A 24,551-nucleotide genomic window follows, 5' to 3' on the forward strand; every position below is an offset into this window, starting at 1 on the left:
ACGCCCATGACCTTGACTCGCCGCAGCGTCCTTGCCGGCGCGCTGGCGTGTCCGGTGGCGCTGCGGGCGGAGACGTTCGCCGGCAGCTATGCACCCCGGGCCGAGCCCATCGCCGAGGGCGTGTGGATGGTGCGCGGGGCCGATGCGCCGATCCTGTTCGAGAACGGCGGCATGATCGCCAACAGCGCCATCCTGTCCACCGACGACGGCGCGGTGCTGTTCGACCCCGGCGTCTCGCTGGACCACGGCAGGGCGCTCGGCGCGCTGGCGCGGCAGGTGACGGGCAAGGCGGTGGGCCGCGTCTACGTCAGCCACCTGCACCCCGACCACGCGCTCGGCGCCGCCGCCTTCGACCCCGCGATCGTCCACGCCCTGCCCGCCACCCGCGCCGATCTGGAGCGCGATGGCGAGGGGTTTTCCGATGCCATGTACCGCCTGCTGTCGGACTGGATGAAGGGCACGCATGTCGTCCTGCCCACGGGTGATGTCACGGAAGGCGCGACCTCGTTCGGCGGACGAGCCTTCCGCCTCTTCGCGATGCAGGGCCATTCGGCGGGCGACCTCGTTCTGCTGGACGAGCGGACCGGCACGCTGCTCGCGGGCGACCTCGTCTTCCACGACCGCGCGCCGTCGACGCCGCACGCCGACCTTGCCAAGTGGCGCGCGGCGCTCGACCGGCTGAAGGCGGTGCCGCACACCGCGCTGGTGCCGGGGCATGGCCCGCTCGACCGCGACGGCTCCGCCATCGCGCAGACCCGCGACTGGCTCGACTGGCTTGAGGATACGCTGGCGCAGGCCGTGGCCGACGGGCTCGACATGACCGAGGCGGGGGAACTGCCGATCCCCGAGCGGTTCGCCGGACTGAAGGCGGTGCGGTACGAATTGCAGCGCAGCGTCTCGCACCTCTATCCGGGGCTGGAGGCGCGGTTGTTGCCGAAGTTGTGACGCGCGCTGGGCACATCGTTGCTTCCACGTCGTCCCGGGCTCGACCCGGGACCGGTGGCCGTCTTTAGGCGCGACCTCTCGCCAAAGCGCCCTGCCGATGGGTGGGCTGTTCACGGCCAGCGGTCCCGGATCAAGTCCGGGACGACGAAAATCATGAGCTCCCTTTCGTCATTGCGAGCGTAGCGAAGCAATCCATCGTCGCAGGCCGACCGTGGATTGCTTCGCTACGCTCGCAATGACGAAGGTTGGATGACGAGCCCCCCTCTAAAACCGCGCTCTTACCGAAACCGTCAGCCTGCGCGGCGCGCCCGGGGCGTAGGCGCGGGGGTTTTCCGCTCCCGGCGCCTCGACCAGATCGATCTCGTCGATCTCGGAGAACGTGCCCATCGTCACGTAGCGGCGGTCGAACAGGTTGCGCAGTTCCGCCGCCAGCTCGACGCCGGGGAAGACCTCGACCCGGCCCATCGCGTCGAACACGGCGTAGGCGGGCGTGCGGGCGTTGTCGTTGCCTTCGTCCCCCAGCAGGACCTGCCCCGAACGCGCGCGCATGGCGAGGCCGAGTTCCCAGCCCTTGCCCGCGCGCCCGGCATAGAGATTGACCGAATGACGCGGCACGCCGGGCAGGCGGTCTCCACGCGCGACCGCGACCAGGCCGTCCTCGTCCGCCTCGGGGTTGGAGGGGCTGGAGACCTCGAAATCCTCGCGGAATTTCGCGTCGGTCAGGGCATAGCTGGCCGAAAGCCGCCAGCCGCCGCGCTGCCAGTCGGCCGAAGCCTCGATCCCCTGCCGCCGGCTTTCGCCGAGGTTGGCGAAGTAGGCCCGCCCGCGCACTTCCGATGCGATCATGCGGATGTCGTTCTTCGTGTCCGAACGCCAGCCGTTGATCCGCCATGCAAGCCCGCCGCTGTTCCCGGAAATCCCGGCGTGCCAGTTCTGCGCCGTCATGGCCTTCAGCGGCGGGTCGGCGATGAAGAAGTTCGCCAGCGTGCACGGCGATTCAGGATCGGCGCAGGACAGTTCGGCGGGCGTCGGGTTGCGGCTGGTGAGCGCGAACCCGGCGGTCGCGTGGATCTGCGGGGTCAGGGCGTAGTCGAACTCGATCGAGGGATTGAGGCGGCTGAACTTGTGGCTGCCGTCGAGCGCGTCGCCCAGCCGGTCGTCCAGCGTGACCCGCGTGCGCGACCAGCGCGCGCCCGCCTCCACCGTCAGCGCCGGGGTCAGCGGCACTTCGGCGCTGGCGAACAGGGCAAGGTCGGTCATGCGCGTGACGACGTCGACCGGCGTGATGCCGCCGTCCTCGGACGTGAGCAGCAGGCCCAGCCCCTTGACCGAGCGGTCCTCCTCCAGTTCGCCCAGTTCGGTGGTGGCGACGAAGCGGGTGCGCGCGCGTTCCCAGCTGGCGCCTACGGCGAAGCGGCGGGTGCCGTTCTGCGTCTCGCGCTCGTCCAGCCATTGCAGCATCGCCCCGCCGCTGCGGGTGCGCTCGCGCCCGCGGTTGAACACGGCGTAGTCGTCCACCGCCGGGTCGATGACGACGGGCGCGCCGTTCGCCAGCAGCGGTTCCTCGAACTCGTCGTCATCGCCGAGGCACAGGTTTGCTGCATCATCCTCGCAGGCGCCGAAGTCGGCAAGATCACCATTGGCGCTGCGGCGGGTCAGCGTCTGCCAGTGCGCGCGCAGTTCCACGCGGCCGGTGTCTCCCGCCGCGATCCACGGCGCGGCGACGAGGCGGGCGAAGCGCGTGTGGGTGACGTCTGGCGTGGTGAACACCGCGTTCCAGTCCGCATCGAGCAGTTCGACCGGGGCGACACCGTTGCCCGTCAGGTCGGTGTCGGCGGCGAGCGCCTGAAGTTCCAGCCCCCATGTCCCGGCATCGTGCAGGCCCTTGGCGAACAGCCGCTTGAGCGTGGAGGGCGAAGCGACGCGCCAGCCGTCGTCATGGCGGGCCTCGGCGACGACCAGCAGGTTGTCGGCCTTGTCGCCCAACCCCAGCGACACGCTGCCGCCGACGCTGCCCACCGTGTCCAGATCGCCCTGCAGCCGCAGGCCCGACAGGCTGGTGCCGTCATGCGTGGTCAGCAGCAGCGATCCGGCCAGCGCATTGCGGCCGAGCACCGGGTTCGCCTCATTCAGCTGCGCGCCCCGCAGCGCGGCCTCGGGCACCACGTCGAGCAGCACCACATCGCCGAACGGCTGGTTGAAGCGCACCCCGTCGAGGTAGACCGCCAGCCCCTGCTCCGCACCCTGCAGCGCGGAGGCCGAGAAGCCGCGCCACGTCAGCGCCGCCTGCCATGGGTTGCCGGTCGATTCGGCCAGTGTCAGCCCCGGAACGGTCCGCTCCAGCGCGCGGGCGAGGTCGCGCTTTCCCGCGATGTCGAGCGCCTGCGGGTCCACCTCGCGTGCTTCGTCGAGGTCGATCGATCCGCCCGGCGCGGTGACGACGATCGGCGCTTCGTCAGCCCATACCGGCGAGGCCGAGGCCAGCAGGCCGGCGATGATGTAGCTGGTCTTTCGCATACTTTGTCGGCGCAATGCTGCGCCCTCCCCCTGTTGGCGATCGTTCGCCGTTTTATTTCCCCTTTCGTCATTGCGAGGACCGAAGGTCCGCGGCAATCCGGCGGCAGGCGCTGCGGTGGATTGCTACGCTCGCAATGACGAAACAGGCTGACATTCCTCAAAGCATCCGGCGCAGCACGCCGTCCCGCAGCATGAAATGATGGCGCAGCGCCGCGCCGACATGGCCCGCGACCAGCGCCAGCAGCAGCCAGCCGCCGGTGCCGTGGAAGCCGTGGCCCACCTCGTAGAGCGTGCTGCCCTTCGCCACCGCCAGCTTGGGCCAGTCGAACAGGCCGAACCACGTCAGCGGATACTTGCCCGCCGAGGACATGATCCACCCCGACACCGGCATCGCGATCATGAAGAGATAGAGCACCGCATGGACCGCGTGGGCGAGGCCGATCTCGGCCCGGCTCATGCTGGCGGGATAAGCGGGCGCCCGCCACGTCAGCCGCAGCATGAGGCGCAGCATGGAGAGGACCAGAACGGTCAGCCCCATCGCCTTGTGGACCGGCATGACCGACACCACGCCGTCGAGCGCATCGTGCAGCAGCCCGCTGGCAAGGTTGGCGACGATGAGCGCCGCGATGATCCAGTGCAGCATGCGTGCTGCGGCATTGTACCTGGGTGTGTCCATCATGGCTGCGACTCCGGTGATGGGTGGTTGAGTTCAATTCCTTCGTCATTGCGAGCGACCGTCAGGTCGCGCGGCAATCCAGGGCGGCATCGACCGCGCCGGATTGCTTCGCTACGCTCGCAATGACGAAAGGTTGCGCATCAGAAGAACAGGATCCCGCCCAGCGCGATGGCGTCGCTCTGCGCCTCGTTGCCGGAATGGGCCCTGGCCTTGGAGTGGATGTATTCCCCGATCAGCGTGAGCCAGCTGGTCAGGTTGTAGCGGGCCTGTCCGACGTAGCTGGAGTTGGTCTTCACGAGGTTCGGATTGGCGATGGCATCCGCAGCATTGGCATGCTTGAGCGAACTTTCGCCGTAGCTGCCGCCGACCGAGATCTTGCCGAAGGTGGCCAGAGCCTGCGCGTAGAAGCCGTCGCTCTTGCGCGGGTTGCCGAAGCCGTCGCTGTCATGCAACCCGAACACCGTCGTGCCGAGGCCCTTGGCGGTGTAGTAGTAGCCCACCACCTGGATCGGCCCCGCCGTCACCTTGCCGCCGAAGTCGAGGCCCTGCCCGGTGAAGCTCTCGCCGTTCACCTGGTTGTGCCGCTGCGTTACGCCGCCGACCCATGCCCGCGCACCGATGCCGCCGAACTTGCCGTCGTAAGTCAGCTTGCCCTGAAAGCCGGGCGAGGAGTTCTGCTGGTCGGGCCCGGTCAGCGAGGACAGCGGCTGGAACACCCCGACCGACGCCTGCACGCCGCCGAAACTCGGCGAGGTGTAGGTGATCTGCGGCTGGAAGTCGGTGTAGATGTAGCCCACGCCGATGCGGCCCAGCGTCGTGTTGGCCGGAGCCACGTTGCCGCCGGGCGTGCCCGAGGACAGCAGCGTGATGTCGTTGAGGATCGCCTCTGACCCGAACAGGCCGATGTCGCGGCCGATCTTGAAGGTACCGATGTTGGGCTTGCCGAAGGTCAGGTAGGTCTGACGAAAGTCGATGCCCGCCGTCGCCAGCGCGGTCGGCTGCCCGCCGTTGTTGGCCCCCAGCGCACCCCACGCGGCGGAGTTGATGCCGGGATACATCCCGAAGAACGCGCCGACGTCCCAGCCTTCCTGCTTCGTCGATACCGAGATCGTCAGGTAGCCCGGCAGCAGGCCGTTGCGCACCGCGCTGGAATTGCGCGTGCCGACGCTGGCGACGCCGCCGACGACCTGCGTGGTGGCCGAGGGGGTGTCCGGATTGTCGTGGACGTAGAAGCCGTTGACCGAACCGCTGAACTTGATCGTCGCCGGCCCGATTTCCATGCCGATGCCGGTCTCGCTGACGCGCACCATGCGGCTCATGTCGAGCGTGCCCTGCGCCCGTTCGGTCGGGGTGGCGGCGGAGGATGTCGCGATCTGCGGCGTCGCGGCGGTTTCGGCACGCTCCTGCGCGAGCAGCTCGTTATAGTCCTCGTCGCTCAGAATGCCCTTCTCGTGCAGCCGCTTCAGCAGCGCCTCGCTGCTGCCCGCATATGCCGGTGCCCCTAGTGTCACTGCGCCCATGGCCAGTACGCCAAGCGCGGCACCGCCGCGCAGTATGATCCTGGAGATCATGGATCCGTCCCCCTTTGTAGTGTGTCGTCTATTCCTGCGACTGGGGGCGAACATGCTGCCGGACGGCGGGGCGGGGTATTGGACTTTGGGCAGTTGTACTTTGGGAGGACGGGCTTTTTTGCCTCGTCATTGCGAGCGTAGCGAAGCAATCCAGCGTAGCGCGATGCCGCTGGATTGCTTCGCTACGCTCGCAATGACGAAGGGGAAAGCAAGGACATGGCAAGCCCCCGCCGCACGCACCAGGCTACCTCCCCAGCGCCACGCCCCACGGCCCCTCGCCCGCGGGCACTGTGGCCGTCACTTTCAGCGCCGCGAGGTCCACCATCGAAAGGTCATCGCTCGCCCCGTTGGCGACGAGCGCGCTGGTGCCGCCGGGCAGAATGGCGAGGTGCCACGGCCGCGCGCCCACCTTGACGTAGCCGCGCACCGAACCGCCTGCTGCATCGACCACGGCCACGCTGTCCGCCCGCCCCAGCGCGACCACCGCCGTCCTGCCGTCCGGCGTGAAGCGGATGCCGCAGGGCATGACCTTGTAGTCCGGCGCGCCCGGCGGCGCGAACTGGATGGTCCGGACGATCGCCTGCGTGGCGACATCCACCACATGGACCACGCCGCCCACTTCCGCGGCGATCCAGACCTGTTTGCCGTCGGGCGTGAACTCGACATGGCGCGGGCGCGCCTCGGTCTCGGTCTCGTGCGCGACGGCGCGGGTGCTGATATCGATCCAGGCGACGGAGTTGTCCTCCTCACTGGTGACGAGCAGCCACTTGCCGTCCGGGCTTTCGGCGATGCCTTCGGGCTCCTTGCCGACGCTGACCTGCCAGGCGACCTTGCGAGCGGCAAGGTCGATCGCCGTCACCGCGCCGTCGTCCTCGTTCGCGGCATAGAGCAGCTTGCCATCGTGCGAGGCGAAGAACTGCTCCGGGTCCGCGCCCGAGGGCAGCGTGGCGACCAGCGCGCCCGTCGCCGGATCGCGCACTTCCACCGCGTTGTCGGCGCTGGCACAGATCAGCACGTATTTCCCGTCGCGCGTCATCGAGATCCCGCGCGGACGCTTGCCGACCGGCCACTGCGCCACCGCCTTGCCGGTGCCGAGATCGACCACCGTCACGGTCGAGGACCGCTCGTTGCTCACATAGGCACGGGTTGCTGAACCATCGGCATCCTGCGCGAAAGCAGGCACCACATACAGCGCCAGCGGCGCGGCACACAGCGCCAGCGCCCATCTCTTCAGGCTTCTCTCCATCATGCCCGCAAAGTTACGCTTCATCGCGGGCTTGCGGCAATGCGACCTTGGTCTTGTACCATTGGCCAACTGGTCGGCGGCGCGGGCCGAGGGTTATCCAACAGGGGAAGTTCGAAGGCGACCAAAGGCTCGCCCGAAAGTCGCAGAGGATACCTGACCATGACCATCCGAACCGGCCGCGCGGTCCTCGTCGCTGCCGCCGCCATCGCCTCGCTTTCGATCGGCACCAACCTCTACGCCCACGGCGACGTCACGCCGCAGCCGGTGGACACCACGGCCCTGCCCGACATCGAGGGCGGCAACGACGCCTGGAAGACCGAGAACCCCTATACCGGCAACGCCAAGGCCATGGAGATCGGCAAGTCCGCCTACGGCCAGAACTGCGCCCGCTGCCACGGCCTCGACGCGATCTCGGGCGGCATCGCGCCGGACCTGCGCTACCTCGAACTCGGCTCCTCGGGCGACGAATGGTTCGTCGAGCGGTTCCGCCACGGCTCCAGCCACGATGGCAAGGTCTACATGCCGCCCTTCGGCGACGTGCTGGGCCAGAAGGCCGGCTGGGCGATCCGCGCCTGGCTGGAATCCAAGCACACCGACGAGTGATCGTCAGCGTGGACCGCCGGTCCCTCCTGCGCAGCATGACGGCCGCAGGCGCGCTTGCCGCCCTGCGGCCCGCCGCTCTGTGGGCCGCGCCGCTGGACAAGGTGAAGGCGCTGGGCGTGCTGCGCGTCGGGCTCTACAACGACAACCGGCCGTGGTCGTGGGAGCAGGACGGCAAGCCCGCCGGTATCGACGCCGACCTTGCCCGCGCCATCGCCGAGGCATTGGGCGTGCGCGCCGACATCGCGCTGTTCACCGCCGACGAGGAGCTCTCGGACGACTTGCGCAACGTGGTCTGGCGTGGCGGTCTGCTGGGCTTCCAGGCCTGCGACGTCATGCTGCACGTCCCCTTCGACCGCCAGTTGATGGCGCAGGAGGACAACGTGACCTTCCTCGCCCCCTACTACCGCGAGAGCTTCGGCGCGGCCTGCGGCGAGACGACGGACTGCGAGGCGATGCCGGTGCGCTGGAAGGGCCGCAGGATCGCGGCGGAGCTGGATTCGATCCCCGATTTCTACCTGCTCGGCCATGCGGGCGGTGCTCTCGCGAAGGACGTGGTACACCTGCCGACCGGCTATCAGGCGGTCAGCGCCGTGGGCCGCAGAGAGGCCGACGCCGCCGTCGCCACCACCGCGCAGATCGAAGCCGCCATGCACGACGCGCCCGACGCGGGCATCCTGCACCGCAAGGGCTTCCTCCCCGCGATGCTCTCCCCCGGCTGGGACATCGGCATCGCGGTGAAGGAAAACAGCCGTAACCTCGGCTTCGCGATCGAGGAACTCTTCGCCGCCATGGCCAAGGACGGCCGCATGAAGGCGACTTTCGCGAAATACGGCGTCGGATGGCGCCCCGCGCTGGCCTCGCAAACGACCTGAAGCTCCGGAGGGGGACGGGGGTGCCGACTGCGACCGGCGCCCCCCGAACCGGGGTTTGGTGGGCGCTCCCACACCCCCCGTTCGTCATTGCGAGCGTAGCGAAGCAATCCGGCGTGGTGGGCCGACCGTGGATTGCTTCGCTACGCTCGCAATGACGAAGGAGGGGCGCGCGGACAGATGAGGCTACAAAACCAGATCGTCGAACAGATCTCGCCACGCCGGGTTCATCGCCTCGATCAACGCCAGCTTCCTTGCTCGCGAGCCGCCCTTGATCTGTTTCTCCCGCAGGATGGCGTGCTCCATCGTGGCGTGCAATTCGAACCACACCAGCATCTTGCAGCCGTATCTGCTGGTGAACCCATCGGCCACGCCTTCGCGGTGCTGCCAAGCCCGAACGCGCAAGTTCGAGGTTACTCCCACATAGATCGTCCCGTTGATCCGATTGGCCATGATGTAAACCGCAGGCTGGAAATCACGCTTCATCCCGCGACCATATGAGAGGCGCACCACCGCCTCGAATTAACACCTCGTCACTCGCTCCCCACGTTCGTCATTGCGAGCGCAGCGAAGCAATCCATGGTCAAGCGCCAACGCCGGATTGCTTCGCTGCGCTCGCAATGACGAACGGATTTTCATCCTCCCAAGGTGCAATTTTGCTGCACCCCGCACAGTCCTACGCTGCGGGCCGACGATGGGGGTTCGGGGGCAGATTCCCGAGCACGCACCCCCTTTCGGAATACCCATAACGGAGGGACAGGATGAAGCGGCGTTTCACACATATACTCGCAGCCCTGATGGCGGCCGGCGGCATCGCGGCCGCCCCGCTCGCGGCAGCGGACGGCCCGACGAGTGCGGATCTCCTCAAGGACGCGGACACCCCAGGCGACGTGCTGACTTACGGCATGGGGCCGTGGCAGCAGCGGTTCAGTTCGCTCGACCAGATCAACGCCTCCAACGTGGCGAAGCTGCTGCCGGTCTACGGCGCCTCGCTCGGCGGGGAGAAGCAGCGCGGGCAGGAAGCCCAGCCGCTGGTCTATGACGGCACCATCTACGTCACCGGATCGTACTCGCGCCTGTTCGCCTTCGATGCGCGCACCGGCGAGAAGAAGTGGGAATACAACGCCCGCCTGCCCGACGGCATCATGCCCTGCTGCGACGTCGTCAACCGCGGCGCGGCGATCCATGGCGACAAGGTGATCTTCGCCACGCTCGACGCGCATCTGGTGGCGCTGAACCGCAACACCGGCAAGGTGATCTGGAACAAGAAGACCGGCGACTACCAGGCCGGTTACTCCGCCACCGCCGCGCCGATCATCGTCGGCGACAAGGTCATCACCGGCAACTCCGGCGGCGAATTCGGCATCGTCGGCGCGGTGCAGGCGCGCAACGTCGATACCGGCGAGCTGATCTGGGAACGCCCGGTGATCGAGGGCCACATCGGCACCCTCAACGGCCAGCCCAACGGCATGACCGGCAAGCTCAACGCCACTTGGCAGGGCGACCTGTGGAAGACCGGCGGCGGCGCGACCTGGCTCGGCGGCACCTACGATCCGGGCACCAACATGGTCTACTTCGGCACCGGCAACCCGGCCCCGTGGAACAGCCACCTGCGCCCCGGCGACAACCTCTACACCTCCTCCACGCTCGCCATCGACGCCGACACCGGCGTCATCAAGTGGCACTACCAGACCACCCCGCACGACGGCTGGGACTTCGACGGCGTGAACGAGTTCATCCCCTTCGACGCCACCATCAAGGGCAAGGCGATGAAGCTGGGCGCCAAGGCGGACCGCAACGGCTACTTCTACGTGCTGGACCGGACCAACGGCAAGTTCATCTCCGCCAACCGCTTCGTCATGCAGACCACCTGGGCCGACGGCATCAACCCCAAGACCGGCAAGCCCAACGTGATCCCGGCTGGCCGCCCCGGCGCGCCCAGCGGCACCGAGAAGGGCAAGCCGGTATTCTCCAGCCCGTCGTTCCTCGGCGGCAAGAACTGGATGCCGATGGCGTACTCCAAGGACACCGAACTGTTCTACGTCCCCTCCAACGACTGGGGCATGGACATCTGGAACGAGCCGATCGCCTACAAGAAGGGCGCGGCCTACCTCGGCGCCGGGTTCACCATCAAGCCCATCGCCGAGGACCACATCGGCGCGCTGCGTGCGATGGACCCCAAGACCGGCAAGATCGTGTGGGAATACAAGAACAAGGCCCCGCTGTGGGGCGGCGTGCTGACCACGCACGGCAACCTCGTCTTCACCGGCACGCCCGAAGGCTACCTCAAGGCGTTCGACGCCAAGACCGGACAGGAGCTGTGGAAGTTCCAGACCGGATCGGGCGTCGTCGGATCGCCGATCACCTGGGAACAGGACGGCGAACAGTACGTCGGTGTCATGTCCGGCTGGGGCGGCGCAGTGCCGCTCTGGGGCGGCGAAGTCGCCAAGACCTTCAAGGAAATCAGCCAGGGCGGCATGCTCTGGGTGTTCAAGCTGCCCAAATAACGCAACCGCACGGCGCGCCGGTTCCCGCTGGCGCGCCGTCCGTCCCCGGGATAGACAGATGGAAACAATGGCCGTTACGGAAGCCAGCATGGGGGATCTCACCGGACCCGATCGCGTCCTGATCGTCGACGACCACTCGCTGGTCCGCGACGGCCTGCGCTCGATCTTCGACGATGCCTTTCCCGCCTGCACGATCCTGGAGGCGGACAGCCTCGAGGCCGCGCTGCGGGTGCTGGACGAGGAAGGCGACGTCGACCTCGTCCTGCTCGACCTCAACATCCCCGACGTGTCGCACCTCTCGGGCCTGCAATCGGTGCGGGACCGGTTCCCCGCCACCCCGGTGGTAATGGTTTCGGGCGTGACCGACCGCAACGTGGTGCGCGATGCGCTGGCGGCGGGCGCGGCGGGCTTCGTGCCCAAGTCGCTGAAACGCTCCGCCATCGTCGATGCGCTGCATCAGGTGCTCTCGGGCGAGATCTACATGCCCGACCTTCCGGGCGACGAAAGCGCGGCGGCCGAGGAAGACCTGATCCGTGCCCGCATCGACACCCTCACCCCGCAGCAGCGCGTGGTGCTCGGCCATCTGGTGGCAGGGCGGCTGAACAAGCAGATCGCCTATGAACTGGACGTCTCGATGACGACGGTGAAGGCGCACGTCTCGGCCATTCTCCAGAAGATGAACGTATTCAGCCGCACGCAGGCGGTCATCATGGCGGGGAAGATCGGGTTCCGGGGGTGAGCATCTCCCACCCGTTCGTCATTGCGAGCGCAGCGAAGCAACCCAGCGGCGTGAGCAGACCATGGATTGCTTCGCTGCGCTCGCAATGACGACGATGGTGCTTTGACGAAGGTGGTCCTTTGACGAGGTGGTGCCCGACGCCGCCCGCCGCTAACACCGCCCGCGATGAGCCGAGAACCCCTGCGCCCGCGCGCCGCCTACCGCGCCTTCGTTGCCGTGACCACGCGCTGGCACGACAACGACGTCTACGGCCACGTCAACAACGTGGTCTACTACGCCTTCTTCGACACCGCCGTGAACACCTGGCTGATCGAGGCGGGCCTGCTCGACATCGCTGAGGGCGACCCCATCGGCGTGGTCGTGGAAACCGGCTGCCGCTACGCCGCATCCGTGCATTTCCCGCAGAAGCTGGAAGTCGGCCTGACCGTGGCGCGGCTCGGCACCAGCAGCGTCACCTACCACCTCGGCCTATTCGTCGAGGGCGAGGACGATGCCGCGGCCGAGGGGCACTTCACCCACGTCTACGTCGGGCGCGACAGTCGCAGGCCGGTGGCGTTGCCGGATAAATGGCGGGACACGCTGGCGCGGTTGGGATGACCCTTCGACAAGCTCAGGGGGAGCGGAGTAGGGGTTTGTCCCTCCCATCGTCATTGCGAGCGTAGCGAAGCAATCCACGGCAGGCGTATGTCGCTGGATTGCTTCGCTACGCTCGCAATGACGAAGTGGTTGGAAACCCGCTCAGGCTGAGCCTGTCGAAGCCCCCGCAGCCTTGCGCGACCTTACAGCACATCCATCTGCCGCAGCAGCGCGCGCAATTGCGCTGGCTTCACCGGCTTGTTCAGCACCGGCAGCGACAGCCCCGCAAGCTGCGCCTTGGTCTCCGGGCCGCGATCCGCGGTGATGACCATTGCCGGGATTACCCGCCCCGCCCGCTCGCGCAGCATGGCGACGGCGCGGTCGCCGGTCAGGCGATCGTCAAGGTGATAGTCCACGATCAGCATCGCCGGCCCCTGCTCCAGCGCCGCGATGGCCGCAGCATCGGAGGGATCGTTGGCGGTCACGACATCGAGCCCCCAGTTCTCCAGCAGCGCCTCCATGCCCGACAGGATGCCGGGATCGTTGTCGATCACCAGCACCATGCCGCCCGAACCGGCCCGCGCGGGAGCGGCGGCAGGCCCCGCCTCCTCGACCGCCGCCATCGCCTCCACGCGCGGCAGGCGGATCGAGAACGCGGCACCGCGGCTCGGCGCAGTGTCGAGGTCTATGGCGTGGCCCAGCATCGTCGTGACGCGCCGCACGATGGCAAGGCCGAGGCCCTTGCCGGGGATCTTCTGCGTCTTGCCGACGCGGCGGAACTCCTCGAAGATCTCGGCGCGGTCGGCCTCGGCGATGCCCGGCCCGGTGTCGCGGACGGTGACGACAACATCTCCGTCGTCCTGTGCTACCTCCACGTTGACGCTGCCCTGCTCGGTATAGCGGATCGCGTTGGAGACGAAGTTCTGCAGCACGCGGCGCAGCAGGCGCGGATCGGAACGCACCCACAGCGGCGTATCGGGCACCGTGAAGTCAAGCCCGCCCGCCAGCGCCAGCGGCCCGAACTCCACCCTGAGCGCCGACAGGATCGCGCCGAGCGAAAGGTCCGCGAACTCGGGCTGGATCGCGCCGGCATCCAGCCGCGAAATCTCGAACAGCGCCTCCAGCAGGTCCTCGACCGAATCGAGCGCCGTCGAAGCCTGCTTCACCAGCGAGCGCGGGCGCTCCGGCATCGGGTGGCCGTCCATGGCAGAGACGAACAGCCGCGCGGCATTCAGCGGTTGCAGCAGGTCGTGGCTGGCGGCAGCGATGAAGCTGGTCTTCGACCGGTTCGCCGTCTCCGCCTCGTTCTTCGCGTCGACGAGTTGCAGGTTGACCTCGACCAGCTCGGCGGTGCGCTCGGCCACGCGGCGCTCCAGCGTTTCGGCGGTTTCCGTAAGCGAACGCTCGAACTGCACATGGTCAGTCACGTCGTCGAAGGTGAAGACCATGCCCCCGTTCTTGAGCGACACCGAACGCACAGTGAAGTGGCGCTGAGCGTCACCGGCGCCCATCGTGCAGTTCGTCGCGACGCGCGCACCGCCGCCATCGCGCCAGTCGAGCGCCTCAGGCCGGTCGAGCCCGCGATGCTCGATGCACCAGCGCGTCAGGGCGTCGTGGGTGTCGATGCGCCAGCCTTCGTCGACCAGCGCCAGCACCGTCAGCACGCCCTCGTTCCACGCCTGCAACTGGCGCTGCGCGTCGAACAGGCACACGCCCTCGGACAGCGTGTCGAGCGTCGCCTGCAGCGCAAGGTTGCGTTCGGCCAGTTCGCGGGCGCGCTGGCGGGCGTCCTCAGCCTTGACCGTCGTGATGTCGGTATAGATGCCGACGGTACCGCCGTCGCTGGTGCGCAATTCGTTGATCTGGATCCAGCGCCCATCTGCCAGCGCCTGGACATGCGCGCCTTCCGCGCGGCGGTGCTGCGCCATGCGATCCTTGAACCAGCGCTCGGGCGCCATGCGCGAACCCATCGTCGCGCCGCTTTGGGCAAGGCGGCTGGCGAGTTCGGCGAATTCGGGCGCGTCCTCGCTCATCTCCTCGAAGTTGGGGAAGATCTTGAGGTAGGCGCGGTTGCACAGGACCATGCGGTCCTCCGCATCGAACAGCGCGAAGCCGTCCGACAGGGATTCGATCGCATCGCGCAGCATCACGCGCGCAGCGGTGGCGGCGGCGTGGGCCGCGCCGAGTTCCGCGTTAGCCGCGTTAAGCCGCTCCAGCGCGACCTCCAGCGCCCCGGTCCGGTCGCGCACCATGGCGTCGAGCGAGATCGCCGTCTCGAACATCGAGAACGCGCCGCCCTGCATGTCGGTGGACCGTTCCACCCGGTCCATCAGCGCGGCGTTGATCTTCTCCAGCTGCGCGACGCGGCGGCGCAGGCGGGCGGCTTCGTCATCGCGGGCGGGCGGGTCGGTCAGCGCCATGACTGGTATCCTCCCTTCTTCGTCATTGCGAGCGCAGCGAAGCAATCCACGGTCGGCTCACGACGCTGGATTGCTTCGCTGCGCTCGCAATGACGAACGGGTGTAGTCATGGCCGTGCAGGCTCCTCCACCGCCCGCCCGATGGCAAGCCCGCTGAAGGTCTGGTTCATGTGCGCGGCAAGGAACTGCTCGCCATACGTGCTGAACCCCAGCACCTTGTTCTGGACGTAAAGCTCCGACACTTCGCGCAGGATCTGCCGGTCCTCGGCATCGAGCCGGTTGAGCACGCAGTCGAAACCGATGATGTGGTCGATCGTGCCGACCTTGCGCGATACCGACTGGAACAGGTCGCGCATCCAGGTCACGCGGTCCACCGGCTCGCCGATGGTGAGGACGACCCCGGTGTCGATCGCGCAGTAGAACGTCAGCGATCCGTCCGGGTTGGCGCTCTGCACCGAGCGGACGTGGAATTGCCCGCCGGTGCGCACCATCGGCGGATGCGCGGCGAAGAAGTGGACGTCCAGCTGCTCTCCCGGACTGCCGGACAGGCGCAGGTATTCCTCGGCGGCGGGGGCGGCGTTGATCTCGTAGACGGTGCGCGTCTCCGGGTCCGCTTCGGTGATGACCATCTTGGCCGGGCCAGGGCGGTAGTGGTTGGCGCAGAAGACGTGCATCGGGCGGCGGCTGGTCAGCACCGCGATCACCGCCGCATCGGTGTGAAAGCGCCCTTCGTGCAGCACCGCCGTCTCACGGAAGGACAGGCCGTCGCCGCTGGAGCCGCCTATCAGTTGCACGTCGCCCAGCGCATGCTGCGCGGTCATCGTCAGCAGTTCCTCGCGGTGGGAAAGCCCGTCGAGGAACGACAGCGCCACCTGGTGCAGGTCGCCCGCCGCGCCATGGTCCAGCCGCGCGCCCGCCACAAGCTGCCGGATCGCGCCCTGCGCCGCCACCGGATCGAAGTTGTCGAGATCCTCGAACCGCAGCGCCGCCATGGAAAAGCTGGCGGCGGGAAAGCCGATCAGCAGCAGGCTGTCGGTGTCGTAGCCCCGGTTGGTCAGTTCGCCCGCGCTGGTGCAGCCGATCAGCGGCACGCCCGGCAGTTGCGCGGTCAGTGCACGAGCCAGTTCCTCGCGCGGGTAGCGGTGCGAGCAGAACAGCAGCGCACCCGCCAGCTCCACCGCGCCGACCGCCTCGACCAGTTCCGCGACAGCATCGCCCGGATCCTGCGCGTGCGAGGCGCAGGCCACCAGCGGGCGGTCACCATCGTGAAGCTGTGCATCCATTCGCATGTCCCTCTCCTGCCGGCCGCCTCTCTTCGTGCGGTCCGGGCCCCAAGTCGCGAAAGTCTAGGCCGAGTCCCCTCGCTCGCCAAGCGCGTTAACGGCATCGCCCCGCGGCGGGTCACCCGCCGCTTCGAGCACCGCGTTCTCCTCGTCCGTGAAGATGCGGCTGCGCACGATGAAGCGCACGCCCTCGGGCGCTTCGAGGCTCATCCCCGCGCCGCGCCCGGGCACCACATCGATGGTGACTTGCGTGTGCCGCCAGTACTCGAACTGCGCCGCGCCGATCCACACGCGGGTGCCGCCGACCAGCGTGCCGAGCAGTACATCCTGCCCGCCGACGCGGAACTCCCCCTCGACGAAGCACATCGGCGCGGAGCCGTCGCAGCAGCCGCCCGACTGGTGGAACATCAGCGGCCCGTGCTTCTCGCGCAGCCGCATGATCCAGCCTTCCGCCTCGGGCGTAGCGAGGATGCGGGGCGGGAGATCGGGATGCAGGCTCATGACGCCGAAAAGCGGCGGATGGCGTGAATGCCATCCGCCGTTTCGAGGTAACCGACGCCGTCGTGGTGGCTTGGCGTCGGGTCGAGAGCTCTCGATATCGCTGCTGTCATGGCGCTGGCCGCTCTGGATTGCTTCGCTTCGCTCGCAATGACGAAAGGAAAAGACTGGAACTCCTCACCACGTTCGTCATTGCGAGGCCCGCAGGGCCGCAGCAATCCCGCGCCATGACGCACCGGAAATGCCTCGCAATGACCACGGGTGGCGCCATCAGAAGAAGCCGAGCTTCTTCGGACTGTAGCTGACGAGCAGGTTCTTGGTCTGCTGGTAGTGGTCCAGCATCATCTTATGCGTCTCGCGGCCGATGCCCGACTGCTTGTAGCCGCCGAAGGCCGCGTGGGCGGGATAGGCGTGGTAGCAGTTGGTCCACACGCGACCGGCCTGGATGCCGCGCCCGAAGCGATAGGCGCGCGTCCCGTCGCGGGTCCATACGCCGGCGCCGAGGCCGTAGAGCGTGTCGTTGGCGATCTCCAGCGCCTCCTCGTCGGTCGAGAACTTCGTCACCGCGAGCACCGGGCCGAAGATCTCCTCCTGGAAGACGCGCATCTTGTTGTGGCCTTCCAGCACGGTCGGCTGCACGTAGTAGCCCTGCGAAAGCTCGCCGTCATGGCTCGCGCGCTCGCCGCCGGTCAGCACCTTCGCGCCCTCGTCGCGGCCGATCTGGATGTAGCTGAGGATCTTCTCCAGCTGGTCGTTCGACGCCTGCGCGCCGATCATCGTCGACGGGTCGAGCGGGCTGCCCAGCTTGATCGCCTCGACCCGCGCGATCGCCTTCTCGATGAAGGCGTCGTAGATCGATTCGTGCACCAGCGCACGGCTCGGGCAGGTGCAGACCTCACCCTGATTGAGCGCGAACATGGTGAAGCCTTCCAGCGCCTTGTCGAGGAAGTCGTCATCCTGCGCCATCACGTCGGCGAAGAAGATGTTCGGGCTCTTGCCGCCCAGTTCCAGCGTGCAGGGGATCAGGTTTTCCGAGGCGTACTGCATGATGAGGCGGCCGGTGGTCGTCTCGCCGGTGAACGCGATCTTGGCGATGCGCTTGTTGGTGGCGAGCGGCTTGCCTGCCTCGATACCGAAGCCGTTGACGATGTTGAGTACGCCCGGCGGCAGCAGGTCGGCGATGGTCTCGGCCAGCACCAGGATCGACATCGGCGTCTGCTCAGCGGGCTTGAGCACCACGCAGTTGCCCGCCGCCAGCGCCGGGGCCAGCTTCCACGCGGCCATCAGGATCGGGAAGTTCCACGGAATGATCTGGCCGACGACGCCCAGCGGTTCGTGGAAGTGGTAGGCGACGGTGTCATGGTCGATCTCGGCGATCGAGCCTTCCTGCGCCCGCAGCACGCCCGCGAAGTAGCGGAAGTGGTCGATGGCGAGGGGAATGTCGGCGGCGGTCGTCTCGCGGATCGGCTTGCCGTTGTCGATCGTCTCGACGAGGGCCAGCCGGTCGAGGTTGGCCTCCAGCCGGTCGGCGATCTTGAGCAGCGTGTTGGAACGCTCGATGGGCGATGCCTTGCCCCATGCGGCCCTGGCGGCATGGGCGGCGTCCAGCGCCAGCTCGATGTCTTCCGCCGTACCGCGCGCGACGCGGCACACCACCTGCCCGGTAACGGGCGACACGTTGTCGAAGTACTGCCCCTTTACCGGCGCGACCCACTTGCCGCCGATGAAATTGTCGAACGTCTCGCGGATGAGCGACTCACCCGAGAACTTGCCAAGCGCCTGTTCCAGCATCCCAAATCTCCGAACCTGACCCCCTTCAGGGTCTCGTCGGTCAGTGTGGGCCGATGGGGGCGGAGCGCCAATAGTACCTTGGGACGATGGAGGAGTTGGGGGCGGCGCGCAGGGCGCAATCTCTGGATAACCCCCTCCCCCCGCTTGCCTCCGCCCACCCCGCTTTGGCAGGAGCCATGGCGTGAGCGCGAACATCGTCATCGGCACCGCGGAACGCGGCGAGCCGGTAGAGATCGACATCAAGGAACTCTTGGCGACCCGCCTGCTGGTGCAGGGCAATTCCGGGTCCGGCAAGTCGCACCTGCTGCGCCGCATTCTTGAGGAAAGCGCTTCCATCGTCCAGCAGGTCGTCATCGACCCCGAAGGCGATTTCGTCTCGCTGGCCGAGGAATTCGGCCATGTCGTGATTGACGGATCGGCCTACGGAGAGGCGGAGATCGCCCGGCTCGGCGCGCGTATCCGCCAGCACCGCGCATCGGTGGTCCTCGCCCTCGACGAGCTGGAAATCGACCAGCAGATGAAGTGCGCGGCGCAGTTCCTCAACGCCCTGTTCGATGCCCCGCGCGAGCAGTGGTATCCCGCGCTGGTCGTGGTGGACGAGGCGCAGATGTTCGCCCCCGCCGCCGCCGGTGAGGTATCCGAAGAAGCCCGCCGCGTCAGCCTTGCGGCGATGACCAACCTCATGTGCCGTGGGCGCAAGCGCGGTCTGGCGGGCGTGATCGCCACCCAGCGGCTGGCCAAGCTCGCCAAGAACGTCGCGGCGGAAGCCAGCAACTTCCTGATGGGGCGCACTTTCCTCGACATCGACATGATCCGCGCCGCCGACCTTCTCGGCATGGAGCGGCGTCAGGCAGAAGCGATCCGCGATCTCGGGCGCGGGCAGTTCCTTGGCCTCGGCCCCGCCATCGCGCGCCGCCCGGTCTCGGTGAGCGTGGGCACGGTCCAGACCGGCGCGAAGTCGGTCACGCCGGGCCTCGCGCCGCTGCCGACCGCGACCACCGACGAACTGCGCGAACTGCTCCACGAGAACCTCCACGTCGAGCCGGAACGCCCCGAATTCCCGCGCCCCGCGCCCCGGGTGACGGACGATGCCGAGACGCTCGCGCGCCGCATCGCCGCCAACGAACTGCTCGAACCCACCACCGCGCAGGCGCGGGAGAGGGAGCGCGAGCGGGAGCGCAACGAGCCCGGCGCCGAGGAAAGCCGCGCGGCGATGATCGAGATCATGAACGCCATGGCCGACGAACCGGACTGCACGTTCCAGTCCGCGACCACGCTGTTCCAGGATTTCACGATCCGCTGCCGCATGAAGGGCATCTCCGTCCGGGGGCTGGACGCGACGATGTTCCGCCGGGGATTCGCAGCCGCGCTGGCCGGGATCACCGATCCCGACGATCCGCGGTGGGAGGATCTCATCAATCTTTCCAAGCACGTTCCCGACGATGCGCTGGCGACGTTCTACGTCATCGCCCGGGCCGCGATCGACGGAAAACCGTGCCCTGACGACATGGATCTTGCCCGGATCTACGGCACCAGCAGCCCGCGCCGGGTGCAGCGCCTGCTCGATTATCTGGAGAAGGACGGGCTGCTCGTCGTGCGTACCGACTTCTCGGGCAAGCGCTCGGTCGGGCTGCCCGATCTGGGCGTGACAACCGCACCGATAGAGGCGTAAAACCGCCGCCGTCATGGCCGAGATCATCAACCTGCGCATGGCCCGCAAGGCCCGCGACCGTGCCGCCGACAAGGCGAAAGCGGCTCAAAACCGTGCGAAACACGGGCTCACCAGGGATGCACTGAACGGCACCAAGGCCGAACAGAAGCGCACCGAGCGCACCCTTGACGGCGCCAAGCGCGATACGGACCGGAACGACTGATGCGCACGACCTACGAAGACGCCAGCGTGCGCCTCTACCACCTCGACGGGGGTGCCGAGGGCGGCGCGGCGAACACGCTTTTCTACGGCCCCCTCTCCGAAGCCATGCGCATCGCCTCGCTCCAGAGCGAGGACGTGCAGGACGGCCTGTTCATCGCCACCGACAACGATGTGGTGGCTTACGTGGACTTGCTTGAGGGCTGAGTTCTGGCCCGAGGGTCTTTGCCTCAGAACTTCGCCTGGAAGCCCGCCGCAAGGTAGTGGTCGCCGACGTTGACCTTGGCGTCGACGAAGGGCGCCAGCGGCATCGCGGCGGTGCCGTATGCGCGCAGGTCGTTGCCGATGAAGCGCGCGCCGAGGCCGAAGGCGAGCGACATCGGCAGCTTGTACATCGCCTCGACCTTGCCGAAGATCTTGGTCCCGGAATCGTCGCACTTGCCGTCGCCGACCTGCTCGTCGTCCGAGCGGCGGAAGCACTGCGAGTTGTCCTCGTAGTAGCCGTCATGGTCGCGCTTGTGGAAGAACACGCCGGCAGCCGGGGTGATCGAGAAGCCGCCGTCCTGGATGATCGGCACGCCGACGGCGAGTTCGCCGCCCCAGCTGCCTTCCGAGCGGGCGACGTTGGCTTCGGCGGTGACGGTGGCGGCGGTCGCCGGAGTGGCGGCGATGACGCCGAGGGTGGCCGCGAGGGCGGCGAGGCGGATCTTCATGGGTGGGGGCTCCCTGCATCCTTTGGAAACGATGGGAATCGGCTAGATTCCGGGCCTGCGGGGAACAAGAGGGGTGGATTCGCCCTGCCCCGTTAAGGACTCGGCTGGTCGGGTTTGGGGTGCCCGCCGTTCGTCATTGCGAGCGCAGCGAAGCAATCCATGGTCGGCCCGCGCCGGTGGATTGCTTCGCTGCGCTCGCAATGACGAATGGCAGGGGGTAGCGCCTTGCTTCCGGATCATAAGCATAGCTGGGCTGGCTACGGCCAGCGGTCCCGGATCAAGTCCGGGACGACGGCAGCGCCCTCACGCCTCGAACACCACCACCGTCCCGGAATGCACCATCTGCGCAAGCCGCGCCGCGTCCCAGTTCGTCAGCCGCACGCAGCCGTGGCTTTCGGTGTGGCCGATGTTCTGCGGCTCGGGCGTGCCGTGGATGCCGTAGTGCTCCTTGGACAGGTCGATCCACACCACGCCGACGGGACCGTTCGGGCCGGGGGCGAGGCGCTTGGCCTTGTCGTTGGGATTGGCGTCCCAGAACAGGTCCGGGTCGTACTGGTAGTCCGGATTGCGCGAGGTGCCCTTGATCTCCCACTGGCCGAGCGGCAGCGGATCGTGGCCGCTGCCCGTCGTCACCGGGAACTGCGCGACCAGCTTGTCCTTGCCGTCGTAGACCCGGAGCGTCCCTTCCGACTTGTCGACGACGATGCGCTCCGCCGTGGGCTGGTCGCCCGCGACGCCGAGGCGCTGGAGCGTGTCCGACCAGCCGCGCTCGTCCCCTTCGATGGTGGCGACGGGGACGTTGGCAATCGCGGGGACGCGGATGGTGCGGCCCGCCGCCAGCCGCGTGCCGGGCCCGTTCAGGGCGACGAGCGCATCGGGCGTGGTGTGGAACCGCTCGGCCAGCGCCTCGGTCATCGAGCGGTAGCCGAGGTGGTCGAATTCGGCCTGCCCGGAGATCTTCTTCGGCAGCCCCGGCACGAACGGCCCGCGCGCGAAGGCGGCGGGGATCACCACCTGCCGGGTCGCCGGAACGTTGCGCCCGCCGAACAGTGCCTGCTGCGTCGCCGGGTCGAGCTGCCCGGTCTCGGGCAGGCCGCGCGCCGCCTGGAAGCCGCCGAGCGCCAGCTTGTAGGACTGCCCCTCGTTCCCGTCGATCACGCCGGGCGAGAAGCCCGCCTGATCGAGCGCGACCTGCGCGCGCATGACGAGGCTGTCGGCGGACTCGGTCTCGCCGCCGCCGGGGGCATTGGCGAAGGCCAGCGTGTCGACGGTCTTCGCGGGAGCCTTCGCTTCCTCATGCGGGCCGCAGGAGGCCAGCAGCACGAAGCAGGACAGGCTGAGGGGGACAAGGCGTTTCAAGCGGCACCCTTCGTTATGGTTCTGTTGCGTTGAAAACGCGCGGAAACCGCGAAAGGTGCCCAAACGAAAAGGGCGGCCCTTGCGAGCCGCCCTTTGCTTGTACCGTTACGGGACTTTTCAGCCTTCGCTGACCGTCGCCTTGACGATCTTGCCCGGCTCGCGCGGCGGCTCGCCCTTGGGCAGCGCGTCGACGAGTTCCATGCCTTCGACGACCTGGCCCCAGACGGTGTACTGCTTGTCGAGGAAGGTCGCGTCGTCGAACACGATGAAGAACTGGCTGTTCGCCGAGTGCGGCGCGCTGGTGCGGGCCATCGAGCACACGCCGCGGACGTGCGGCTCGGCGTTGAACTCGGCCTTCAGGTCGGGCTTGGACGAACCGCCCATGCCGGTGCCGTTGGGGCAGCCGCCCTGCGCCATGAAGCCGGGGATCACGCGATGGAACTTCACGCCGTCGTAGAAGCCTTCGGTGGCCAGTTCCTTGATGCGCTCGACGTGGCCGGGGGCGAGGTCGGGGCGCAGCTTGATCTTGACGTCGCCGCCTTCGCCGTTGCCGGTGTCGAGCGTGAGGGTGAGGAATTCGTCAGCCATTGCCTGTCTCCATAAGGCCGACGCGTGACCGCGCCGGGAAACTTTGGCGCCCGATATAGGCGATGGTGCGGCAATGTCACGCGGGGAGCGTAGGCGCGTTCCGGCGCGCCCAGCCACCGGGGACTTCGAACCAGTATGTCCCCCTTCGTCATTGCGAGCGTAGCGAAGCAATCCAGCGTCAAGGCGCTGTGCTGGATTGCTTCGCTACGCTCGCAATGACGAAACTCTTTTTTGATGTTCAAGGCGACAGAGAAACCACGCCGCCCCCTGTTGCAATTGCGAGATAGCTGCGTAGACCGGCCCGGATGAGCGAAACGGACCTCAAGCACGACCCGGCAGACGAAGCGCAGGACACCCTGCGCGCCGAAGACGTGCCAGTGTCGGGGCAGGCAGCGTCCGAATCCGATTCGCTCGACGAGGACAACCGCCTCAAGCCCGAGTTCGTGCGCAACGTTAAGGACGCGCTCGACGACGAGGACACCGACCGGGTCTACGACCTTGTCGAAGGGCTGCACCCCGCCGACATCGCCGACCTGTTCGAGCTGATCGACGAGCGCGAGCGCCTTACCCTCGCCAGCGCGATCCGCGACCTCATGGGCGTGGAAGTCATCGCCGAGCTGAACGACTGGGTCCGCGAGGCGCTGGTCGAAGCGCTGCCCGCCGACGTAGTCGCGGAAATCGCCGAGCAGCTCGACACCGACGACGCCGTCGCGATGCTGGAGGATCTCGACGAGGAGGACCAGCAGGCCGTCCTCGCCGAGATGGAGCCGGAAGACCGCGCCGCCATCGAATCGGCGCTGTCCTATCCAGAGGAGTCCGCCGGTCGACTGATGAGCCGCGATTTCGTCGCGGTTCACGAATCGATGACGGTGGGCGATCTCATCGATTTCCTGCGCGAACATCGCGAGCTGCCGACCGAGTTCTGGGAAGTGTTCATCGTCGATCCGATGCACCGCCCGATCGGCACCTGCTCGCTCTCGTGGATCCTGCGCACGCCGCGCAACATCCCGCTCTACGACGTCATGGCGCGCGACCAGACGCTGATCCCGGTCGACATGGATCAGGAGGAAGTCGCGCTGCGCTTCCAGAAATACGCGCTGATCTCGGCGGCGGTGGTGGATACCTCCGGCCGCCTGATCGGCCAGATCACGGTCGACGACATCGTCCACATCATTCAGGAAGAAGCGGGTGAGGACGCCCTGCTGCTGTCCGGTGCAGGCGACGGCGACATCAACGAGCCGATCCTGCTGACCGTGCGCGCGCGCCTGACCTGGCTGGTGGTGAACCTTGCCACGGCGATGCTGGCGGCCTCTGTCGTCGGGCTGTTCCAGGGCGCGATCACGCGGTTCGCGCTGCTGGCGGTGCTGATGCCGATCGTCTCGGGCATGGGCGGCAACGCGGGCACGCAGACGCTGGCCGTGGCCGTGCGCGCCATCGCCACGAACCAGCTCACCGATTCGAACACCGTGCGCATGATCCTGCGCGAACTGCGCATCGCGATAGCCAACGGCACCGCGCTCGGCCTGCTGATCGGCATCGGGACATGGCTGATCTTCGGCAACCCGCTGCTCGGCGCGGTGATCGCCTCGGCCATGGTCATCAACAATCTCGTCGCGGGGCTGATGGGCATCCTCGTGCCGCTGACGCTGGACAGGTTCAACGTCGATCCGGCGGTCTCCTCCGCCGTGTTCGTGACGACGGCGACCGATACGATGGGCTTCTTCTCGTTCCTCGGGCTGGCGGTGCTGACGGGTCTGGCCTGAGGGGCCCGACCCCAACCC

Annotated in this window: 22 protein-coding genes; 10 read left to right on the forward strand and 12 right to left on the reverse strand. The window is 67.6% G+C overall.

Annotated elements, in window-relative coordinates:
* Positions 1 to 6 precede the first annotated feature (6 nt).
* Positions 7 to 945, forward strand: a complete 939-nt coding sequence (locus LO787_RS13645; RefSeq protein ID WP_232491569.1) for a quinoprotein relay system zinc metallohydrolase 1 — start codon at positions 7 to 9, stop codon at positions 943 to 945.
* A gap of 264 nt (positions 946 to 1,209) precedes the next feature.
* Here LO787_RS13645 and LO787_RS13650 read toward each other — a convergent pair whose 3' ends face one another.
* The 4 genes from LO787_RS13650 to LO787_RS13665 all read right to left on the reverse strand — a co-directional run bounded on the left by LO787_RS13650 (position 1,210) and on the right by LO787_RS13665 (position 6,955).
* Positions 1,210 to 3,462: a TonB-dependent receptor gene (locus tag LO787_RS13650; RefSeq protein WP_232491570.1), complete on the reverse strand. Its 2,253-nt coding sequence runs from the start codon at positions 3,460 to 3,462 to the stop codon at positions 1,210 to 1,212.
* A 157-nt stretch (positions 3,463 to 3,619) separates the two neighbouring features.
* The gene (locus LO787_RS13655) at positions 3,620 to 4,138 is read right to left on the reverse strand and encodes a cytochrome b (RefSeq protein ID WP_232496314.1); all 519 of its coding nucleotides are present in this window, start codon (positions 4,136 to 4,138) and stop codon (positions 3,620 to 3,622) included.
* Positions 4,139 to 4,278: 140 nt separating this feature from the next.
* The gene (locus tag LO787_RS13660; RefSeq protein WP_232491571.1) at positions 4,279 to 5,709 is read right to left on the reverse strand and encodes a porin family protein; all 1,431 of its coding nucleotides are present in this window, start codon (positions 5,707 to 5,709) and stop codon (positions 4,279 to 4,281) included.
* 244 nt (positions 5,710 to 5,953) lie between these two features.
* Entirely contained in the window at positions 5,954 to 6,955 is a 1,002-nt protein-coding gene (locus LO787_RS13665) for a PQQ-dependent catabolism-associated beta-propeller protein (RefSeq protein WP_232496315.1), read from the reverse strand.
* Positions 6,956 to 7,114: 159 nt separating this feature from the next.
* Between LO787_RS13665 and pedF the strand changes: the two genes are divergently transcribed.
* Both pedF and LO787_RS13675 read left to right on the forward strand, forming a co-directional pair.
* Positions 7,115 to 7,558: a cytochrome c-550 PedF gene (gene pedF / locus LO787_RS13670; protein ID WP_232491572.1), complete on the forward strand. Its 444-nt coding sequence runs from the start codon at positions 7,115 to 7,117 to the stop codon at positions 7,556 to 7,558.
* Between the two features lie 35 nt (positions 7,559 to 7,593).
* A complete protein-coding gene (locus LO787_RS13675; protein ID WP_232491573.1) occupies positions 7,594 to 8,430 on the forward strand; it encodes a substrate-binding periplasmic protein in 837 nt (278 codons plus the stop codon).
* Between the two features lie 183 nt (positions 8,431 to 8,613).
* On the opposite strand, the gene LO787_RS13680 is transcribed toward LO787_RS13675, so the two are convergent.
* Positions 8,614 to 8,913, reverse strand: coding sequence for a GIY-YIG nuclease family protein (locus LO787_RS13680; protein ID WP_232491574.1), 300 nt, complete (start codon positions 8,911 to 8,913; stop codon positions 8,614 to 8,616).
* A 275-nt stretch (positions 8,914 to 9,188) separates the two neighbouring features.
* Between LO787_RS13680 and LO787_RS13685 the strand changes: the two genes are divergently transcribed.
* The 3 genes from LO787_RS13685 (at position 9,189) to LO787_RS13695 (ending at position 12,270) form a co-directional block, all read left to right on the forward strand.
* Positions 9,189 to 10,934, forward strand: a complete 1,746-nt coding sequence (locus tag LO787_RS13685; RefSeq protein ID WP_232491575.1) for a methanol/ethanol family PQQ-dependent dehydrogenase — start codon at positions 9,189 to 9,191, stop codon at positions 10,932 to 10,934.
* 58 nt (positions 10,935 to 10,992) lie between these two features.
* On the forward strand, positions 10,993 to 11,673 hold the full coding sequence (locus LO787_RS13690; protein WP_232491576.1) for a response regulator transcription factor: 681 nt from the start codon (positions 10,993 to 10,995) through the stop codon (positions 11,671 to 11,673).
* Between the two features lie 165 nt (positions 11,674 to 11,838).
* Positions 11,839 to 12,270 carry an acyl-CoA thioesterase gene (locus tag LO787_RS13695; protein WP_232491577.1) on the forward strand — a complete coding sequence of 144 codons (432 nt, stop codon included), beginning with the start codon at positions 11,839 to 11,841 and terminating at the stop codon, positions 12,268 to 12,270.
* A gap of 182 nt (positions 12,271 to 12,452) precedes the next feature.
* On the opposite strand, the gene LO787_RS13700 is transcribed toward LO787_RS13695, so the two are convergent.
* The 4 genes from LO787_RS13700 to adh form a co-directional block, all read right to left on the reverse strand.
* Complete coding sequence (locus LO787_RS13700) at positions 12,453 to 14,669, reverse strand: hybrid sensor histidine kinase/response regulator (protein WP_232491578.1); 2,217 nt, start codon at positions 14,667 to 14,669, stop codon at positions 12,453 to 12,455.
* 106 nt (positions 14,670 to 14,775) lie between these two features.
* Entirely contained in the window at positions 14,776 to 15,951 is a 1,176-nt protein-coding gene (locus LO787_RS13705; RefSeq protein WP_232496316.1) for an FIST N-terminal domain-containing protein, read from the reverse strand.
* Between the two features lie 63 nt (positions 15,952 to 16,014).
* The gene (locus LO787_RS13710; protein ID WP_232491579.1) at positions 16,015 to 16,452 is read right to left on the reverse strand and encodes a DUF779 domain-containing protein; all 438 of its coding nucleotides are present in this window, start codon (positions 16,450 to 16,452) and stop codon (positions 16,015 to 16,017) included.
* 267 nt (positions 16,453 to 16,719) lie between these two features.
* Positions 16,720 to 18,240, reverse strand: a complete 1,521-nt coding sequence (gene adh / locus LO787_RS13715; protein ID WP_232491580.1) for an aldehyde dehydrogenase — start codon at positions 18,238 to 18,240, stop codon at positions 16,720 to 16,722.
* A 181-nt stretch (positions 18,241 to 18,421) separates the two neighbouring features.
* On the opposite strand from adh, the gene LO787_RS13720 reads away from it, so the two are divergent.
* Genes LO787_RS13720 through LO787_RS13730 form a run of 3 tightly spaced genes read left to right on the forward strand, consistent with a single transcriptional unit; the run spans position 18,422 to position 20,317 of the window.
* Positions 18,422 to 19,912 (forward strand): helicase HerA domain-containing protein, encoded by a 1,491-nt coding sequence (locus LO787_RS13720; protein ID WP_232491581.1) that lies wholly within the window; start codon positions 18,422 to 18,424, stop codon positions 19,910 to 19,912.
* Between the two features lie 13 nt (positions 19,913 to 19,925).
* Complete coding sequence (locus LO787_RS13725; RefSeq protein ID WP_232491582.1) at positions 19,926 to 20,114, forward strand: DUF4169 family protein; 189 nt, start codon at positions 19,926 to 19,928, stop codon at positions 20,112 to 20,114.
* Entirely contained in the window at positions 20,114 to 20,317 is a 204-nt protein-coding gene (locus LO787_RS13730) for a hypothetical protein (protein ID WP_232491583.1), read from the forward strand. Before LO787_RS13725 ends, LO787_RS13730 begins: the two co-directional genes overlap by 1 nt.
* Before the next feature lie 23 nt (positions 20,318 to 20,340).
* On the opposite strand, the gene LO787_RS13735 is transcribed toward LO787_RS13730, so the two are convergent.
* From LO787_RS13735 to LO787_RS13745, 3 genes are all read right to left on the reverse strand, one after another.
* Positions 20,341 to 20,823, reverse strand: a complete 483-nt coding sequence (locus LO787_RS13735) for a hypothetical protein (RefSeq protein ID WP_232491584.1) — start codon at positions 20,821 to 20,823, stop codon at positions 20,341 to 20,343.
* A gap of 303 nt (positions 20,824 to 21,126) precedes the next feature.
* Positions 21,127 to 22,146 (reverse strand): L,D-transpeptidase family protein, encoded by a 1,020-nt coding sequence (locus LO787_RS13740; RefSeq protein WP_420847818.1) that lies wholly within the window; start codon positions 22,144 to 22,146, stop codon positions 21,127 to 21,129.
* Positions 22,147 to 22,299: 153 nt separating this feature from the next.
* Positions 22,300 to 22,770: a peptidylprolyl isomerase gene (locus LO787_RS13745; RefSeq protein ID WP_232491586.1), complete on the reverse strand. Its 471-nt coding sequence runs from the start codon at positions 22,768 to 22,770 to the stop codon at positions 22,300 to 22,302.
* Positions 22,771 to 23,075: 305 nt separating this feature from the next.
* Between LO787_RS13745 and mgtE the strand changes: the two genes are divergently transcribed.
* Positions 23,076 to 24,533: a magnesium transporter gene (mgtE, locus tag LO787_RS13750; RefSeq protein ID WP_232491587.1), complete on the forward strand. Its 1,458-nt coding sequence runs from the start codon at positions 23,076 to 23,078 to the stop codon at positions 24,531 to 24,533.
* Positions 24,534 to 24,551 lie beyond the last annotated feature (18 nt).

This window comes from Novosphingobium kaempferiae (assembly GCF_021227995.1).
GTDB classification, from domain to species: Bacteria; Pseudomonadota; Alphaproteobacteria; order Sphingomonadales; family Sphingomonadaceae; genus Novosphingobium; species Novosphingobium kaempferiae.

Coding starts and splice junctions, on each gene's coding strand:
- LO787_RS13645 (WP_232491569.1), top strand. CDS start 7: ATGACCTTGACTCGCCGCAGCGTCCTTGCCGGCGCGCTGGCGTGTCCG.
- LO787_RS13650 (WP_232491570.1), bottom strand. CDS start 3,462: ATGCGAAAGACCAGCTACATCATCGCCGGCCTGCTGGCCTCGGCCTCG.
- LO787_RS13655 (WP_232496314.1), bottom strand. CDS start 4,138: ATGGACACACCCAGGTACAATGCCGCAGCACGCATGCTGCACTGGATC.
- LO787_RS13660 (WP_232491571.1), bottom strand. CDS start 5,709: ATGATCTCCAGGATCATACTGCGCGGCGGTGCCGCGCTTGGCGTACTG.
- LO787_RS13665 (WP_232496315.1), bottom strand. CDS start 6,955: ATGGAGAGAAGCCTGAAGAGATGGGCGCTGGCGCTGTGTGCCGCGCCG.
- pedF (WP_232491572.1), top strand. CDS start 7,115: ATGACCATCCGAACCGGCCGCGCGGTCCTCGTCGCTGCCGCCGCCATC.
- LO787_RS13675 (WP_232491573.1), top strand. CDS start 7,594: ATGACGGCCGCAGGCGCGCTTGCCGCCCTGCGGCCCGCCGCTCTGTGG.
- LO787_RS13680 (WP_232491574.1), bottom strand. CDS start 8,913: ATGAAGCGTGATTTCCAGCCTGCGGTTTACATCATGGCCAATCGGATC.
- LO787_RS13685 (WP_232491575.1), top strand. CDS start 9,189: ATGAAGCGGCGTTTCACACATATACTCGCAGCCCTGATGGCGGCCGGC.
- LO787_RS13690 (WP_232491576.1), top strand. CDS start 10,993: ATGGAAACAATGGCCGTTACGGAAGCCAGCATGGGGGATCTCACCGGA.
- LO787_RS13695 (WP_232491577.1), top strand. CDS start 11,839: ATGAGCCGAGAACCCCTGCGCCCGCGCGCCGCCTACCGCGCCTTCGTT.
- LO787_RS13700 (WP_232491578.1), bottom strand. CDS start 14,669: ATGGCGCTGACCGACCCGCCCGCCCGCGATGACGAAGCCGCCCGCCTG.
- LO787_RS13705 (WP_232496316.1), bottom strand. CDS start 15,951: ATGGATGCACAGCTTCACGATGGTGACCGCCCGCTGGTGGCCTGCGCC.
- LO787_RS13710 (WP_232491579.1), bottom strand. CDS start 16,452: ATGAGCCTGCATCCCGATCTCCCGCCCCGCATCCTCGCTACGCCCGAG.
- adh (WP_232491580.1), bottom strand. CDS start 18,240: ATGCTGGAACAGGCGCTTGGCAAGTTCTCGGGTGAGTCGCTCATCCGC.
- LO787_RS13725 (WP_232491582.1), top strand. CDS start 19,926: ATGGCCGAGATCATCAACCTGCGCATGGCCCGCAAGGCCCGCGACCGT.
- LO787_RS13730 (WP_232491583.1), top strand. CDS start 20,114: ATGCGCACGACCTACGAAGACGCCAGCGTGCGCCTCTACCACCTCGAC.
- LO787_RS13735 (WP_232491584.1), bottom strand. CDS start 20,823: ATGAAGATCCGCCTCGCCGCCCTCGCGGCCACCCTCGGCGTCATCGCC.
- LO787_RS13745 (WP_232491586.1), bottom strand. CDS start 22,770: ATGGCTGACGAATTCCTCACCCTCACGCTCGACACCGGCAACGGCGAA.
- mgtE (WP_232491587.1), top strand. CDS start 23,076: ATGAGCGAAACGGACCTCAAGCACGACCCGGCAGACGAAGCGCAGGAC.